Raw genomic sequence first — 15,470 nt, forward strand, 5'->3', positions numbered from 1 at the left:
CAGGAAACAAGACAATTGATTTAACATAATATGCATTATACGCAATGACGGATGCAGGAGGACTGAATGAAGAGAACTGAGCAATGGAGCCGCTTTGATGTGGCTGACGGCTTGGCCACTGAGGCCGATATGGTTGCCTATCTGCAGGCAGCCCTTGAAGATGGTGATCCGGCGCTGCTGACTGCGGCGTTTGATGATGTGGAGCGTGCTCGTGCCAAACTGCGTGGCCAGCCGAGCTACACACTGAAAGAACTGTTGGCACACTGTGACCCCAATGCCGCGTCACCAGGTGAAATGGATTGGGGCCCAGATATGGGTTCAGAGAAAGTTGATAGCCGGTGAATTGAGTTTCTTCAGAAAGTCTTCAGAAACTTCACCCTGTTCGTTAGCGTTCTCGAAGACTTGGCTCATCACACTGAGGTCTTCAAGGAAGATTGGCGGCAAAGAACCCATCAATGCGTGCATGAACTGAGGATTATCAGCAAGCTCATCGGATATTGTGGCAATGAGACTTTGCTGGAATGACCTCAGGTTGTTCTCTGACCAGATGATATAAGAAGCAGCGGCGAGAGTTACGATCTCAATGAACTCAAAGGCCAACACATCATCTTCTTGGCCCTCAGCACAGAGCCCTGCGTACATTTCATCTATCAATGGTTTTACATAGGAAAATGAAGGGTCTGGTTGCGGCAATGACTGAAACACACGAATCTGGTCATCGTTTAATGTGTAATGAGTTGATTGTCGAGCTATGGACGCCTGCTTCGCTTTTCTAGCCTGCTTGGCTTTGAGTTTCGAGCGCTGAGCCCGTTTGTCCCTGCTTGCCATATAGTCCTTCATTAAGTAGAAAATGAGATTCGTATGATGCAACAAGCCAAGATAGCAGACAAGGTTAAGGCTAATGCCGATAACCCCATTTATCGGCATCATTGTGAGAGATAACAAGGCTTTATTCAGCCGGTTCTGCGGCACAATTCCTTCACCAATCCAGCACATGACGATGAACCGTCACGAATGCCGCTCTCGGCCAGCTTAAGAAGATCCTCACCCAAGTCAGCAAGACCTGCCATCCGGTTCCCCTGCTGTTTGGCAATGTAGAGGTCGGCCAACTTGGCCAACTGATCCGCCAAAGCCCCCTCGCCCACAACATCTACTCGCTCAACCAGGAAGTCGGGCGGTGCCTTTTCCTGGTTGAAGTAGTCATCCCAATGATCAGATATACCCCCTCCCCTTAGTCGATATTCTGAAACCACAAATGTCCCATTTTGAGACAAGAGTCCACTATTAGAGGCTGCCTTGACCTGGTTAAAGTAGTCGCCTTAATGGATGGACAGATCCCCTGCCCTTACTCAATATGCTAAAGATGCAAATTTCCCGTGTTGAATAGTTAACACTTACAAAAGTGCTGGATCACCAATGCCCTTGATGCAATAAGCGCTCCCTCCCCTCTTGGCTTTCGTGACTTTTATAATGGTGCATTTAACGTAACCATTTATATATTTTCGTTATGTTGTGTTTGGCTCCTGAGTGTTTTCGGTAGCCCACGATGATGACCATTCTTATAAGTCATCAAATCACCTTTTTAGACCTCGATGCACTCCACAGAGAGAATGAAAAAGACCCGCCTTTTGCGAGACGGGTCTTGTTCTTTCATTCCGGCTGATCAGGCTATTAGCCAATGTTTGCGTTTGGGTATGGGCGTTCGCGGATGGGATATGTGGACATTGCTGCACATATCCATGATTAACCTCTTCAGTTCATTCATATCGACAGAGTGAAGTGTTAACGACCAGAATGCTCTCGCCTGGCTGTAGTGCATGCCGTTGGTATAGAGCAGGGTGTCATTTTCAAAACGAAGTTGGCTACAGGGTGCCTCCATCTGCAATCCTGTTTCGGGAAACCAGATATTCAACGTGCCTGAGGGGATAAGGGTAAATTGCGCCATCAGATCGCCTTGTCCGACAATCTTGTAGGTCTTCTTGATGATGTCTATCGGCATAGGGGGTTGTCTCGATGTTTGAGCAAGCGATTTGGTTATTTTTCTCTCTGATACGGAATAAATATTGATCCCGCGGATGGCTACCTGCTCGTTCTTAACAGCCCTGCTGTTCCCTGAACCGGTTGCCATCCAGAGAAGTACAAAATAACGGCACCAGCTTGAATTAGACCTTAATGAATCACTTTTTTAGGTCACGATGCTCACCCGCCCTTTGAACGATTATCTCTCGTTTGTTGGCTCAATCTGTCTAGCGGTTTTTGTTGCGCGCTCTCATGTCGTTCGCTGTTGCTGGTGTGCAGGTATTTCGAAGTGGTGTCGATGCTGTCATGTCCTGCATCGGCTTGTACGTGGGAAAGCGGTCGACCATGCAGGTTGATGTCATGGGTGATCCCGGTGTGGCGGATCGCATGGGGAGAGAGTTGCCGCATCTCGGCCGCATCCTGGACAAATCCATCCTGCTCTGCCAATTCTGCGCCTTTACCGATGATCACCATGATCAAATCCCGTAGCTGGCGAATTCCAAGGTTGGCGTTGAGTTCCCCCTGATCGCGACCATGTGCTGCCGCTTTATGGCGAACGAACAGTGGTGTCTGTTCATCCGGTCTCGGCAAGGGAGAGAGACCGAGGAAACGGCGGTAGCGTTCGAGTGCCGCCAACAGCGCTTGGGATACCGCTACGGTACGCCGTTTGCCCCCCTTGCTTTGCGGAATAAAGTAGCCCCAGACGCCGGTTTTGCGATCCCGCCTGAACTGCCCCATCACAGGGGTAAAGCCCGGCCGGGCTGCAACCTCAGAGATCCGCAGATAGCAGGCGTACATCAGAATGGTGAGAAAACGGCTGCGCTCGTGTTGCTCCGGATGGTCGTTGGCAAGGGTATCGGCGGCCTGCATCACGTATGACCACTGCAATTCGCTGAAGGCCTGAACCTGATCATCGGCCTCCTGCTGTTGCGGCCGTTTGACCCGCTGCAGCAGCAGAGCGGGATTCCTGTCCATGTACTCCTCCTGGATCAGGAACTGGAAGAAGGCCGACAGGATGGCGAGCTTGGTCTTCATCGCCTGCTCGCTAAGACGATAGGGCAAGGTGCGGCCCAGCTCCCGCTTGCCGAGAAACGGTCGCCATTGCGGATTGGGCAACCGCTCTCCCCACTCCTTGTCGAGGATGAACTGCGCTACGTTGCGATAGGCGATCAACTCGTCAGGGGGCGACTGACAGTAGTCGAGATAGCGGATCATGATGCGGCGAGTGAGATCTTTCGGGCTGATGGCCGCCTCGCGAAAGCACCAGTGTAAAAAAGTGGTCAGTTCGCTGCGATAGGTTTTGTAGTTGTTTTCGCTGTTGCGCTGCTCTAGCAGCCAATCGACCGCCAGTTCGTAAACCAGCCCGGCATCGGGCACATCATTGAGGCTGAGGTTGGCAAGGTACTGATTGACCTGCGGATTGCCAGCTTCCAGATAGATAAGGCTGTCAAACAGCGGCATGACCGGCGGCAAGGATAATGGTTGTTGAGTCATGGTGTTGCTTGTTGATGCTGAGATGAGTCGATATGAGCCTGTGAGCCGAGTTGCTAGAAAAGGGCTCGTGATAGATGAATGCGGCTTCTATTGGGATTGGTACTACCTCTTGTTGTTGCTGATTAAGGTCACCAGGAGCGATCTGGATAACGTTCTCTCCACTGTTTGCTCATTATTTCCTCATAGTTCTGGTTGGTGTCGCTCAGTGGTGCACGCTATTCAGTTATGCATGGGATATGCAGCATGGTTAAAAAATTCTCGGGGTAAATAGCCGTAAAAATGGTTTTAAATGCAAATAAAGTGAATGCACAGAGCTGTTTATCCCGAGAAATAGCAGGTCTGTGCAATCAGGCCACCTGCTTTAGTGGCTTCTCCTTGCGCTTGGCTGCTGGGGCCTCTTCCTCTTTTGTGCCTGCCTGAACCTTGCCGCCGCGCAGCAGGGTTTGCAGCACATCGCGCTGCTCTGCCAGGTAGAATGCCAGACTCTCCTGCTGCTCTGGCGCCAACTCGATCGGGGCGCCAGCCAACAGGGTCATCAACTCGTCTGCCGTATCCAGCAGCTTGTCATAGGCATCGGCCTCTTTTTTGCTGGCAAAGGTCATTTTTTCCACTCCCCCACGAACAACCACATATTTGATCTCGACAGCCATGATGGCCTCCTCTTGGTGATGATGGATAGAGTATATGTATGGATATACAGTATTGCAAATAACCTCACCGGAAATGAGTTCGTCGGGGGTTAGCGACAAAAGCCGCGCTGGATCAAGTTGTCTCAAAGTGCCATTTGACTTCCACGCCAGACTGGTCGGATCATGGCCTTATGACGATCGTACGACACCTGTTTATCCTGCTGATGGTAGAGGTGCTGCTCCTCGGGAGTATCGCCCACGTGGTCGTGGGACTCCCCTGGTTGCTGACCCTGCTGTTTGTGGTGTTTGCCCTGCTTGGGTTGCGCTGTCTGGTGGTGCTCGGCAGCTGGCTGTTTACCCGCTTCTACCCCTCCCCGGCTATCGGCCCCTGGCGCAGGGTGAAGATGATGGCGCAGGAGATGTTGGCCTACCTCTACACCTTCACCTTGTTGCTACCGTTCGAGCCTTTGCTGATGGCACCAGATCGGCTGCGGCCATACCAGCGTCCCGTATTGCTGGTGCATGGTTACGGTTGCAGTCGCGGGATCTGGCGCACCCAGCGCGCCCGATTGGAAGCCGCAGGCCATGTGGTTGCCACCATTACCCTGATGCCACCATTTGGTCATATCGATGAGATGGTGCCGCTATTGGCCAAGCGAATTGACGATGTGCTCGCGCAAACCGGGGCTGACAAGCTGGTGCTGGTCGGTCACAGCATGGGGGGGCTGGTCTGCCGCGACTATCTGGCTCTCCATGGGGGTGACAAGGTCGCACGCCTGATCACGCTGGCTACGCCTCATCAGGGCAGTCAGCTAGCCGCCCTTGGGCTTGGGGCCAATGCCCGCGAGATGGAGCCCGGCTCCGGTTGGTTACAGCGTTTTGCTTCGGTGCCGCTTTGCGTGCCCGGCATCTCGGTGCGCACCAGTCACGACAATGTGGTGATGCCGCAGGAGCGGCAACGATTGGCGGGAATGGAAGATATCGAGTTGCCTGCCATTGGCCATCTCTCTCTGCTCTACTCCCGTCGTACGACAGATCTGCTGCTTGATCTGCTGTCCCGAGTCTGACCCTCCTTATTCGTCCTTCAACTGTTATTCCAAATAAAACAGGGGCCTGATTGCTCAGGCCCCTGTTGATCTCTTTATCCCATCATCCGGTTAGAAGTGTATCCCCTTGATCAGGGTCGAGACGGCAACCTGATCGGCGGTCGCCTTGGACTTGTCGCCGTCCTTGGGATCGGCAAAGGTGCGGAAGCTGGTGTTCATGATCACCTGGGCGACACGTGGTGCCAGGGCATGCACCACCTGACCAAACACCCCGAGGCGAGTGGCCAGTCGCACATGCTTGTTGATGATGGTATCGCACACCAGATCGGCCGCCTCTTCCGGCGTCATCATAGGTACCTGCTCATAGACCTTGGTCGGCGCTACCATCGGCGTTTTCACCAGCGGCATATTGATGATGGAGAAGCTGACCCCCTTATCGGCAAACTCGGAGGCGGCGGTACGCACCCAGGCATCGAGGGCCGACTTGGAGGCAACATAGGCGGAGAAGCGCGGCGCATTGGTCAACACCCCGATGGAGGAGATGTTGATGATGTGCCCTTTTTTCTTCTCAATCATGGTGGGCAGCACCCCCATGATCACCTTGAGTGCGCCGAAGTAGTTGAGCTGCATGGTGCGCTCCAGATCGTGGAAGCGATCGAAGGAGTCCTCGATGGAGCGGCGGATGGAGCGGCCGGCATTGTTGACCAGAATATCGACGCCGCCGTGATCGGCCACGATGCGAGCGGTGATCTCCTCGGCTTGCGCCAGATTGGCGAGATCCCCCTGATAGATCTCGATGGTCAGCCCCAGCTCGGCAAACTCAGCTTTAGTCTCGGCAATCTTCTGCTCGTCGCGCGCGATGGTAACGACGTTGGCCCCTGCCCCCGCCAGCTTGCGTGCGGTTGCTCGGCCAATGCCGGAGGTGGCCCCGGTCACCAGCACCACCTTGCCCTCTACCCGACCACGCAAGGAGCGATCGATGAAGAGCTCCGGGTCGAGGTGACGCTCCCAGTAATCCCACAGCCGCCAGGCGTAGCTGTGCAGTGGTGGCACTTCGATACCGGTCCCTTTCAGTACTCGCTGGGTTTCGCGACTGTCGAAACGGGTGGGATAACTGATAAGGCGGAACACATCCTTGGGCAGACCCAGATCGGCGATGGCGGCATCGCGGATGCGGCGCACCGGCGCCATGGTCATCAGCATGGCGGTCAGGTGGCGGGGAATGAAATTAAAGAGAGAGGCATTGATGCGGATCGCAGGCTCCGGCGCATGGGCGGCGCGGGAGAAGGTGCTCAGCATGTCGCCGACCCGCATCGGGTTGGGGTCGGTCAGGTGGAAGGTCTTGTTCTCCTCGCCCTCTTGATGGGCGATATGCACCATGGCATCGACCACGAAGTTGACCGGCACTATGTTGATGCGCCCGCCCTCAACCCCGATGGCGGGCATCCAGGGCGGCAGCAGGCGACGCAGCTTCTGGATGGTCTTGAAGAAGTAGTAAGGGCCGTCGATCTTGTCCATCTCGCCGGTGTTGGAGTCACCGACAACGATCCCCGGTCGATAGACTCGCCACGGAACTGTGCACTCATTGCGCACAATCCCTTCCGCTTCGTGCTTGGTCTGGAAGTAAGGCATGTCGAGGTGTTCGGCCTCATCGAACATGTCCTCGCGAAACAGACCGTCAAACAGGCCCGCTGCAGCGATGGAGCTGCAGTGATGGAACTGCCCCGTCCCCAGCCGCTCGGCAAGCTGAACGGCTTGACGGGTCCCTTCGGTGTTGACCTGCTGCTGGATCCCTGCCTTGGCGTTGAGATCATAGATGGCAGCCAGATGGAAAAAGTGGTCGATCTTGCCGATCAACTGCTCCTGCATCTCGACCGACACCCCCAGCAGCGGTTGCGTCATGTCACCAAAAACCGGGACTGCACGCGATTCATCCACATTCCAGAATGCAAATAACTCCGGCAATTTATCCTGATGAGAGGCGCGCATCAGAAAATAGACGATACAGTCGGGATGCTGTTGGAATAACTTTTTGATCAATCGACGCCCGATAAAACCACTACCGCCAGTAATGAAATAGTTCATAAAGAGAATCCTGCTACTGATTAGGGTGTTACTAGGTTGTTAGATATATCACGATTCATATGGGAATCCGCAATTTGATTGTCGGTTCGTGAGCAAACCCTAATTTCGGTGGTGTGCCTGTTCCGTTATTAGGTAGAACCCTCTATTTTTTGTCCCTAGACTGAAGTTGAAAAATCAGTAATGCCACAACCCGATTGCAGTTTCGTTGTCGCCATTACATTTAACTGTCGTTATTCAAGGAGAAGATCATGGCTAAGAAATTGAAAGCGCTGGCAGGGTCAGTGACCGACAACCAACTCACCTCCACCATCAAGGAGTCCACCCAGCAGATCTGGTTGGCGGGTCTGGGTGCCTATGCCAAAGCACAGGAAGAGGGTGGCAAGATCTTTGAAGCGCTGGTACAGGAAGGTGAAGCGCTGCAAGCAAAAACCCGTCAAAGTGCAGATGAGAAGATTGCCGCTGTGACCGACAAGACCGCCAATACCTGGGGCCGTCTGGAGCAGGTGTTTGAAGATCGCGTGGCCCGCGCTGTGGCCAGCCTCGGCATTCCGACCCGCAAGGATATCGACAAGCTCTCCAAGCGCATGGCCGAGCTGACCGACGTGGTCCAGCAACTGCTGGATGCACAGGAAGAAGAAGCCCCTGCCGCTGAAGCCAAACCGGCTGCCGCCAAAAAGCCCGCTGCCCGCAAGCCTCCGGTAAAGAAGGCACCGGTAGCCAAGGCTAAAGAGGCCGTAGTTGAGCAGGCCGCCGATCTCCTCTCCGCTGCGGAAGATGCGGTGAAAGAGGTGAAGGCCAAAGCAGAGAGCGTCCTGCCCTGATCCCTCGCGGTGACGGAAGGTGATTGATACCGGCCCATGCCCTGCGCTGGGCCGGTCTTGTCATGGTGAATGTCATGGATAGAGAGGCGACGCTATGAGTACCATCGCAATTGCCCTTGCTGGCGGCGGGCCGCTCGGCGGCATCTACGAGATCGGTGCCTGCGCAGCCCTCTCTGACAGCATCAACGGCCTGCGCCTTGACCATGCTGATATCTATGTTGGCGTCAGTTCGGGGGCCGTGGTGGCCTCGGCGCTGGCCAACGGCATCTCGCCGGCTAAGCTGGTACGGATCCTGCTCAGCGATGATTCGGGGGAGATGTTTGACCCGGCTACCTTGCTGCGACCCGCCTTTCGTGAATATGCCGACCGCCTGACCTCGATCCCGCCACTGGCGTGGCAGAGCCTGACCTACTATCTGGCGGCGCCCTGGAAGCGTAGCTTGTTTGAATCGCTGCAGGGGCTCTCCAAGGCCATTCCGACCGGACTGTTCGACAACCGCGGGGTGGATCGCACTCTGACCCAGTTTTTTTCTCGTCCCGGCCGCAGCAACGATTTTCGCCAGCTGCGCAGCCGACTGTTTGTGGTCGCTACCGAACTCGACACCGGTCATCCGGTCGCCTTCGGCAGCCCGGGGCTCGATGACGTGCCAATCTCGGCGGCGGTACAGGCGTCGGCCGCCTTGCCCGGCCTCTTTCCCCCTTCATTGATTAACGGTCGTTACTATGTGGACGGGGCGCTGATCAAGACTCTGCACGCTTCGGTAGCGCTGGAAGAGGGGGCGGATCTGGTGTTCTGCATCAATCCGCTGGTTCCCTATGATGCGGACATGGCCGCCGGCACCCCGACCAATCTGGTCGACAGCGGTCTGCCGGTGGTGCTGGCCCAGACTTTTCGCGCCATCATCCACTCCCGCATGCATGTGGGGATGGATCGCTACAAACACCAATATCCCGACGCCGACGCCCTGCTGTTTGAGCCCTCTTCTGCCGATGGCGAGATGTTCTTCACCAATGTGTTCAGTTATCGGGATCGTCGTCGCCTCTGCGAGCACGCTTACCAGCATACCCGCCGCGATCTCTGGCAGCGTCGTGACGAGCTTGCGCCGGTGCTGGCCAAGCATGGCCTCGAGCTCAATCTGGCCGCGCTGGCCGATGAAGATCGCACCCTGCTGGCCCCAGGCATTGGCTCGGTCGCCGCCCTTGACAAGTCGCTGGAGCAGTTGCAGCACTGGCTTGCCAAACGCTATCGCCACGGCGTGCGCCGTTCATCACCAAAGGAGTAGCATGGATCGCAAACCCAAACGTCGTACCCGGGAGCGGATCCTGACCACTGCCCTCGCCTGCTTCAATCGACAAGGGGAACCCAGCGTCACCACCTCGGCCATTGCGGCCGAGATGGAGATCAGCCAAGGCAATCTCTACTACCACTTCCACAACAAGGAGGAGATCGTCAACGCCCTGTTCTGCGAATTTGAACAGCAGATGGATCGCCTGCTGGAGGCGGTCAGCACCCCGTCCGATGAGCCCGAAGATATCTGGCTCTTTCTCCACCTGATGTTTGAAGCCATCTGGCAGTACCGTTTCCTCTACTATGATATCGCGACCCTGATGAGTGGTTATCATCAGGTGGAACAGCGCTTTTCCGCCCTGCTGCGCCGCAAGGAGCAGACCGCCATCGCCATTTGCAGGCATCTGCAAACGGTCGGGCTGATGGAGGGCACGACGCAACAGATGCGCACGCTGGCGGCCAATGTGGCGCTGGTGGGCACATTCTGGATCTCTTACCAGCGGGCACTGCACCCCAAGGCGGATGCCGATATCGCCCTCGGCGTCTTTCAGGTGATGCAGCTGGTCGCACCCTATTTGCGGGCCGATGCCCGCGCTCATCTGGGCGCCCTCGCCCATCACTACACCGACAAGGTTTGATTCACATGCTACAGGGAGAACAAGCATGACCACTTCACAACTCGAATTTGTCCCCTTCCCCTACGCGGATGCGGCCTATGAGTATGCTGGCCAGAAGCTGGCGGACAACTGGGATCGTCTCCATCAGGGGGATGCCGAACCCTGGCCCGAGGATGAGCAGGTACAGGATGCCTGGCGGGCCTATCATGCCGGGGATTTTGCCCGGGCCGTCGCCCTTGGCGAAGCGGCCGGTGAGGCGGGCCTCAATGTGGCAAACAAGGCACTGGTGATCCACGCCAGCTATCTGCTGGAAGACAAGTATGCCAAGCGCGCCGCCTTCGAGCGGGCGGCCAGCCATGCCGAGAAGCTGCAAAAACGCCAGCCCAGGAACGCCAACGCCTGGTATTTCCACGCGCTGGCACTCGGTCGCTACAGTCAGGTGATTTCCATCTCCAAGGCCCTCTCGCAAGGAATTGGCGACAAGATCAAGGCAAGCCTTGAGAAGGCGCTGGAGCTGGCGCCAGATCACGCCGAGGCCCATATCGCCTTTGGTGCCTGGCATGCGGAGATCGTCGACAAGTTGGGGGCCATGATCGGCGGCCTCACCTATGGCGCCAAGAAGGAGGAGTCCGAGCGTCACTTCAAGGAGGCGCTGGCGCTGATCCCCGACTCGGCTATCGCCCGCATGGAGTACGCCAACGCTCAGGTGATGCTGCACGGCAAGAGCCGCCTGAAAGCGGCCGAAGCCCTCTATGCTGAAGCTGCCGAGTGCGAACCCATGGATGCCATGGAGCGCCTCGATGTGGAGGCGGCGCGGGAAGAGTTGGAGGATTAACCGCCACACTTGCCACGGATAGATAACAAAACAAGAGGCCAACCCGCGGGTTGGCCTCTTTTTATTGGGATTTTTACGTATCGGATCAACCCAGCAGCGCATCCAGTCCGTTGGGGTCAAACAACAGCTCCGGCTCCATCAGAACCAGCAACAGCAGTTGCTCGAACTCCACCGCAAACCGCTCGACCACCCGATCCGGATCCGGTACCAGCTTCTTGTCGGTGATTAGGCCCAGTTGCACCTTGTGATCGTAAGAGAGGATGGAGACGCCGACGCCGATATCCCCCGATTGCGGCACCCAGAACAGTGGTTGGCGTAGTTTTGCACCGGCCAGATAGAGGGTCTGCTGCGGGCCGGGCACATTGGTGATCACCGCACTGGCTTTGGCTGTGAGCAGCTCGACGGCCTGCTGCTGCACCGCATTGGGGGCCATGCCAAGGGCATGTAACAGGTTGAGCACCACCACGGGTTGCAGCGAGGTGCGCAGCGCCTGCATCCGGTCACGTACGGTATAGAGCCGCTGCAACGGGTGTTCAACATCCAGTGGCAAGTCCAGGGCCACCAGCCCGAAGCGGTTGCCAAGTGCCCCCTCATCGTCCGGTGCACGCATATTGACTGGCACCAGGGCGCGGATCTTGACCTTGTTGGCATCATCCCCCTTCTCCTGCAGGTAGTGGCGAAACGCCCCTGCGGTGGCGGCGATCAGCAGATCGTTGACCGAGCAGCCCAGCACCTTGCCCACCGCCTTGATATCCGGCAGATCAATTTGCTCCGACCAGGCCACCCGCTTGGTGCTGGTGGTCTTGCCCCGCAGGCGGCAGGGGGAGTCATCACCGAGGGTGGCGATATTGCACAGCTCGCTCGCCAGATCGCGCCCGGTCTTGAGGTAATCCACCGCCTTGGTGGGATGGGTGACCACTTCGACATATTTGGACCAGAGGCTACCGGTCAGCTTGAGACCGGCCCGCACCAGACGGCTGCCCTGGTGGCAATCCTCCTCATCCTCGTCATCTCTGTCATCCAGTGGCTCCGGTGACGGTGGTCGCGGCGCCCCTTCCGGGATGTTATCCATCATGGTCAGCATGGCCCGAACCAGCGAGAAGCCATCGCCCATGGCGTGGTGAATGCGCACCACCAGCGCTTGCCCACCCAGCGACGTGTCGGTCAGGTGCATATCCCACAGGGGGCGCTGGTGGTTGAGCGGCGTCGAGGCGAGATCGGCCACCAGCTTCTCCAGCTCCAGCTTGCCTGCTTCACCTGGCAGGATCACTCGCTTGAGGTGCTGATCGAGATCGAAATCGGGATCATGACGCCAGTAGTAGGAGCCCCCCTCCAGCACGGCCCGCTGGTGGAAGCGAGGTTGCACCGAAATGGTGTGGCGCAATCCGGCCCGCAGACGCGTTTCATCAAGCTCTCCTTCAAACATCAGAACACCGATGATCTGCATCAGGTTGTTGGGTCTGTCCATGCGTAACCAGGCGGTATCGACGCAGGAGATAAATTCACTCAGTGGCATGGTTGTTTCCCTACAAAATGAATTTACCGAGGCGGCAAATTGCTCAAGTCCTCATATCCGGATGAAGGCTTGATGCAATCAGAATGACATTAATGAGTGCCGACTCGAAATATGAAATAAAGATGAAAGATTACTTGAAAAATAGAATCGAGACCTTGCCGGATAATAAGCCTGACAAACCATATGGCTTGCCAACTTATTTCAAACAGCCATCGTTTACAGCTGGTTTATTTAAAGCCAGTCCGACGAAAAGTTTCAAACACGTTTGGGGCAAGGTAAGCGATTGTCGACATAATCGAGGATCTCTTGCTCCAGTACGCTGCGTACCGGTAACAGCATCAAACCAAGATGCACTTCCAGTTCCAGGGTATCTTCGTCCAGGGTGAGAGTGCCATGTACCCCTGAGCCGCGAAAGTGTAGCTCGGTCTCCTCTTCATCTGCCCATTCGCAATCGAGTTGATAGCTCTCGCTCATGTCCGCAGCGATGGCTTCGGCCGCGAGCCGTGCGGCGGCCAATCCCAGCGGATGCTGACGGCTGATCTGGATGGTAGAGAGTGCGCTGCTGCCAGCGAGCGAGTTGAAGAACATGGTCGTTACTCTGGGTCATAAGTTAGTTATTGATATTAAACACATGTTCACAACAAATGAAAGGATGGTTCACATAAATGGGACTCACTTAACAGAGTCGAGAGGGATGCAGGCCATCAGCGGGGCATGGCATTTATTCCCTCCCCCGTGCGCGCTACACTTGTCACGGAACGGTCAGCAAAAGCTGCTTGTTTTTCATTCACTTGTATCTTCGTATCACCCAATCCCCATCAATGGGCCCAAGGCCAGAGAGCTGTAGATGACGCATCAAGAACATGCCCACGACGACGATAGCACCCTGGGTCGGCTATACCGCCAGCTCAAGCGGGTTGCAGCCTTGCGCGAGCAGATGCGTGCCCACCCGGAAGATCAGCAGGATCGGGATCGGCTACGCCAGTGGCAGGCCGACCGGTTGGGGCGAACCCATCGAGATCTGCTGGAGAGTGACCGCTACGGCCCCGCCGCCGAGTTTTTCCTGACCGATCTCTATGGCCCCGGGGATTGCGCCCGCCGCGATGCGGACGTGATGCGGGTGATGCCGACCGCCGAACGGTTGTTGCCGGAGTCCGGTCTCAAGGTGCTGGCGCAGGCGATCGAGCTAGACGCTCTCTCCGAAGAGCTGGATTACCTGATGGTGGTGGCGCTACGGCGCATTGATGGCATTGCTCCCATCACACCGGACCATTACACCATCGCCTATCGTGCCGTAGGTGAACAGGCGCGCCGGGAACATCAGATTGCGCTGGTGAGCGAGCTTGGCATGACGCTGGACAGGCTGGCGAGAAAACCACTGCTGGGGGCGACCCTCAAGCTGGTGTCAGGTCCCGCCCATCTGGCGGGGCTTGGCGAGCTCTTCTCCTTTGTCGAGCGTGGTTATCAGGTGTGTCATCAGATGGGGCGTGCCAACGAGTTTCTCGAAACCATCGCCAGTCGCGAGACGGCCATCATGACGGCGCTTTTTAACGGCGACAGCCGTGTGCTGGGGTAAGGCTTATCGAGGGATAAGCCGCCAGAATAACAAAGCGGGCCTATGAGCCCGCTTTTCGTTTATCACTGTTTGCCGATATGTTGGCCAATGCAAGAGCGGTCAGATCACCAGCAGATCCATAAAGGCGTGTACCGGGGTGGCGGCAAGACGCGGCCCATCCTGACAGAGGGCCAGAATGTCGCTGACCCGTTTGGCCGGGAAGCGGGTGGCCAGATTGTGTTGGAATTTCTCCACCAGCAGCGGGATCCCCTCCTCCCGACGGCGACGATGGCCGACCGGGTACTCCACCTCCACCTTGGCAGTGTGAGTGCCGTCCTTGAAGAAGATCTGGATGGCGTTGGCAATGGAGCGCTTGTCCGCCTCCAGATATTCGCGGCTGTAGCGTTTGTCCTCCTGCACCACCATCTTGCTACGCAGCGCGTCGATGTGGGGATCGGCCGCCACGTCATCCTCGTAATCCTCGGCTATCAGGCGCCCAAAGATGAGCGGCACCGCCACCATGTACTGCAGGCAGTGATCCCGATCGGCCGGGTTATTGAGGGCACCCACCTTGCTGATGATGCGAATGGCCGACTCATGGGTGGTGAGTTCGATGCGGTCGATCTCATCCAGCCGCCCCTTCACCTGACCGTGCAGTTTCATGGCGCACTCGACCGCGGTCTGGGCATGGAACTCGGCGGGATAAGAGATCTTGAACAGCACGTTCTCCATCACATAGCTGCCGTACCCCTGATGCAGGGCGAACTGGTTGCCCTTGAACAGCACATCGTAGAAGCCCCACTTGGGGGCGCTCAGCACACCGGGATAGCCCATCTCGCCGCTCATGGTGATAAGGGCGAGGCGCACCGCGCGGGAGGTGGCATCCCCCGCCGCCCAGCTCTTGCGCGACCCCGCATTGGGGGCATGACGGTAGGTACGCAGGCTTTGCCCATCGACCCAGGCCTGGGAGACCGCATCAATCACCTGATCGCGGGTGCCACCCAGCATGTGAGTCACCACGGCGGTGCTGGCGACCTTGACCAGTACCACGTGATCGAGACCGACCCGATTGAAGGAGTTTTCAAGCGCTAGCACCCCCTGAATTTCGTGGGCTTTGACCATGGCCACCAGCACATCGGCCATGGTGAGCGGCGCCTTGCCCTCGGCCACGCGGGTACGTGAGAGCCAGTCGGCAGTGGCCAGAATGCCGCCCAGATTGTCGGATGGGTGACCCCACTCGGCGGCCAGCCAGGTGTCGTTGTAATCGAGCCAGCGGATGATGGCGCCGATATCCCAGGCTGCCTTGACGGGGTCGAGGCAGAGCTGGGTACCGGGCACCCGGGCACCGTGGGGCACGACAGTACCGGGTACGATGGGGCCAAGGTGCTTGGTACACTCGGGGAAGCGCAGGGCCAAGAGGCCACAGCCGAGCGTATCCATCAGGCAGTAACGGGCGGAGTCGAGAGCCGCCTCGCTGGTTACGGGGTGGTTGCAGACATAATCGGCAATATCGACCAGTACCTGATCGGGCTCGGGTCTGTGGTTGACGTCGACGTTGGCGGACAT

General features: G+C 57.0%; 15 protein-coding genes. 7 read left to right on the plus strand and 8 right to left on the minus strand.

Annotation, left to right across the window (positions count from 1 at the left end):
• The first annotated feature begins 66 nt into the window (after positions 1 to 66).
• Positions 67 to 342, plus strand: coding sequence for a hypothetical protein (locus G5287_RS05690; protein WP_227342918.1), 276 nt, complete (start codon positions 67 to 69; stop codon positions 340 to 342).
• Here G5287_RS05690 and G5287_RS05695 read toward each other — a convergent pair.
• The 4 genes from G5287_RS05695 to G5287_RS05710 all read right to left on the minus strand — a co-directional run bounded on the left by G5287_RS05695 (position 319) and on the right by G5287_RS05710 (position 4,163).
• On the minus strand, positions 319 to 996 hold the full coding sequence (locus G5287_RS05695) for a hypothetical protein (protein ID WP_227342920.1): 678 nt from the start codon (positions 994 to 996) through the stop codon (positions 319 to 321). The genes G5287_RS05690 and G5287_RS05695 overlap by 24 nt on opposite strands.
• Positions 997 to 1,663: 667 nt before the next feature.
• Positions 1,664 to 2,128 carry a hypothetical protein gene (locus G5287_RS05700; RefSeq protein ID WP_421172900.1) on the minus strand — a complete coding sequence of 155 codons (465 nt, stop codon included), beginning with the start codon at positions 2,126 to 2,128 and terminating at the stop codon, positions 1,664 to 1,666.
• Positions 2,129 to 2,199: 71 nt separating this feature from the next.
• Positions 2,200 to 3,480, minus strand: coding sequence for a tyrosine-type recombinase/integrase (locus tag G5287_RS05705; protein WP_227343050.1), 1,281 nt, complete (start codon positions 3,478 to 3,480; stop codon positions 2,200 to 2,202).
• 380 nt (positions 3,481 to 3,860) lie between these two features.
• Positions 3,861 to 4,163, minus strand: a complete 303-nt coding sequence (locus tag G5287_RS05710) for a YebG family protein (RefSeq protein WP_005333111.1) — start codon at positions 4,161 to 4,163, stop codon at positions 3,861 to 3,863.
• Between the two features lie 170 nt (positions 4,164 to 4,333).
• On the opposite strand from G5287_RS05710, the gene G5287_RS05715 reads away from it, so the two are divergent.
• Positions 4,334 to 5,209, plus strand: a complete 876-nt coding sequence (locus G5287_RS05715) for an esterase/lipase family protein (RefSeq protein WP_227342924.1) — start codon at positions 4,334 to 4,336, stop codon at positions 5,207 to 5,209.
• 90 nt (positions 5,210 to 5,299) lie between these two features.
• Here G5287_RS05715 and G5287_RS05720 read toward each other — a convergent pair whose 3' ends face one another.
• Positions 5,300 to 7,273, minus strand: coding sequence for an SDR family oxidoreductase (locus tag G5287_RS05720; protein ID WP_421230997.1), 1,974 nt, complete (start codon positions 7,271 to 7,273; stop codon positions 5,300 to 5,302).
• Between the two features lie 248 nt (positions 7,274 to 7,521).
• On the opposite strand from G5287_RS05720, the gene G5287_RS05725 reads away from it, so the two are divergent.
• The 4 genes from G5287_RS05725 to G5287_RS05740 all read left to right on the plus strand — a co-directional run bounded on the left by G5287_RS05725 (position 7,522) and on the right by G5287_RS05740 (position 10,833).
• Complete coding sequence (locus tag G5287_RS05725; RefSeq protein ID WP_005333118.1) at positions 7,522 to 8,094, plus strand: phasin family protein; 573 nt, start codon at positions 7,522 to 7,524, stop codon at positions 8,092 to 8,094.
• A gap of 94 nt (positions 8,095 to 8,188) precedes the next feature.
• The gene (locus tag G5287_RS05730; protein WP_120414267.1) at positions 8,189 to 9,376 is read left to right on the plus strand and encodes a patatin-like phospholipase family protein; all 1,188 of its coding nucleotides are present in this window, start codon (positions 8,189 to 8,191) and stop codon (positions 9,374 to 9,376) included.
• A gap of 1 nt (position 9,377) precedes the next feature.
• Entirely contained in the window at positions 9,378 to 10,019 is a 642-nt protein-coding gene (locus G5287_RS05735) for a TetR/AcrR family transcriptional regulator (protein WP_421230998.1), read from the plus strand.
• A 25-nt stretch (positions 10,020 to 10,044) separates the two neighbouring features.
• Positions 10,045 to 10,833, plus strand: coding sequence for a hypothetical protein (locus G5287_RS05740; RefSeq protein WP_270904940.1), 789 nt, complete (start codon positions 10,045 to 10,047; stop codon positions 10,831 to 10,833).
• An 85-nt stretch (positions 10,834 to 10,918) separates the two neighbouring features.
• On the opposite strand, the gene G5287_RS05745 is transcribed toward G5287_RS05740, so the two are convergent.
• Positions 10,919 to 12,349 carry a wax ester/triacylglycerol synthase family O-acyltransferase gene (locus G5287_RS05745; protein WP_421230999.1) on the minus strand — a complete coding sequence of 477 codons (1,431 nt, stop codon included), beginning with the start codon at positions 12,347 to 12,349 and terminating at the stop codon, positions 10,919 to 10,921.
• 255 nt (positions 12,350 to 12,604) lie between these two features.
• Complete coding sequence (locus G5287_RS05750; protein ID WP_069526828.1) at positions 12,605 to 12,937, minus strand: polyhydroxyalkanoic acid system family protein; 333 nt, start codon at positions 12,935 to 12,937, stop codon at positions 12,605 to 12,607.
• Positions 12,938 to 13,196: 259 nt separating this feature from the next.
• Between G5287_RS05750 and G5287_RS05755 the strand changes: the two genes are divergently transcribed.
• Positions 13,197 to 13,925, plus strand: coding sequence for an FFLEELY motif protein (locus tag G5287_RS05755; RefSeq protein ID WP_421231000.1), 729 nt, complete (start codon positions 13,197 to 13,199; stop codon positions 13,923 to 13,925).
• 99 nt (positions 13,926 to 14,024) lie between these two features.
• Here the strand turns inward: G5287_RS05755 and G5287_RS05760 are convergent, their stop codons facing one another.
• On the minus strand, positions 14,025 to 15,470 hold the full coding sequence (locus tag G5287_RS05760; protein ID WP_421231001.1) for a bifunctional 2-methylcitrate dehydratase/aconitate hydratase: 1,446 nt from the start codon (positions 15,468 to 15,470) through the stop codon (positions 14,025 to 14,027).

Origin of the sequence: Aeromonas sp. 603079, from assembly GCF_049172135.1 — a bacterium.
GTDB lineage: Bacteria > Pseudomonadota > Gammaproteobacteria > Enterobacterales > Aeromonadaceae > Aeromonas > Aeromonas veronii.

Excerpts from the sequence above, each read along its gene's own strand:
- G5287_RS05755 (WP_421231000.1), top strand. The coding sequence starts at position 13,197 with ATGACGCATCAAGAACATGCCCACGACGACGATAGCACCCTGGGTCGG.
- G5287_RS05760 (WP_421231001.1), bottom strand. The coding sequence starts at position 15,470 with ATGTCCGCCAACGTCGACGTCAACCACAGACCCGAGCCCGATCAGGTA.
- G5287_RS05730 (WP_120414267.1), top strand. The coding sequence starts at position 8,189 with ATGAGTACCATCGCAATTGCCCTTGCTGGCGGCGGGCCGCTCGGCGGC.
- G5287_RS05745 (WP_421230999.1), bottom strand. The coding sequence starts at position 12,349 with ATGCCACTGAGTGAATTTATCTCCTGCGTCGATACCGCCTGGTTACGC.
- G5287_RS05700 (WP_421172900.1), bottom strand. The coding sequence starts at position 2,128 with ATGGCAACCGGTTCAGGGAACAGCAGGGCTGTTAAGAACGAGCAGGTA.
- G5287_RS05750 (WP_069526828.1), bottom strand. The coding sequence starts at position 12,937 with ATGTTCTTCAACTCGCTCGCTGGCAGCAGCGCACTCTCTACCATCCAG.
- G5287_RS05705 (WP_227343050.1), bottom strand. The coding sequence starts at position 3,480 with ATGCCGCTGTTTGACAGCCTTATCTATCTGGAAGCTGGCAATCCGCAG.
- G5287_RS05695 (WP_227342920.1), bottom strand. The coding sequence starts at position 996 with ATGTGCTGGATTGGTGAAGGAATTGTGCCGCAGAACCGGCTGAATAAA.
- G5287_RS05720 (WP_421230997.1), bottom strand. The coding sequence starts at position 7,273 with ATGAACTATTTCATTACTGGCGGTAGTGGTTTTATCGGGCGTCGATTG.
- G5287_RS05710 (WP_005333111.1), bottom strand. The coding sequence starts at position 4,163 with ATGGCTGTCGAGATCAAATATGTGGTTGTTCGTGGGGGAGTGGAAAAA.
- G5287_RS05740 (WP_270904940.1), top strand. The coding sequence starts at position 10,045 with ATGACCACTTCACAACTCGAATTTGTCCCCTTCCCCTACGCGGATGCG.
- G5287_RS05725 (WP_005333118.1), top strand. The coding sequence starts at position 7,522 with ATGGCTAAGAAATTGAAAGCGCTGGCAGGGTCAGTGACCGACAACCAA.
- G5287_RS05735 (WP_421230998.1), top strand. The coding sequence starts at position 9,378 with ATGGATCGCAAACCCAAACGTCGTACCCGGGAGCGGATCCTGACCACT.
- G5287_RS05690 (WP_227342918.1), top strand. The coding sequence starts at position 67 with ATGAAGAGAACTGAGCAATGGAGCCGCTTTGATGTGGCTGACGGCTTG.
- G5287_RS05715 (WP_227342924.1), top strand. The coding sequence starts at position 4,334 with ATGACGATCGTACGACACCTGTTTATCCTGCTGATGGTAGAGGTGCTG.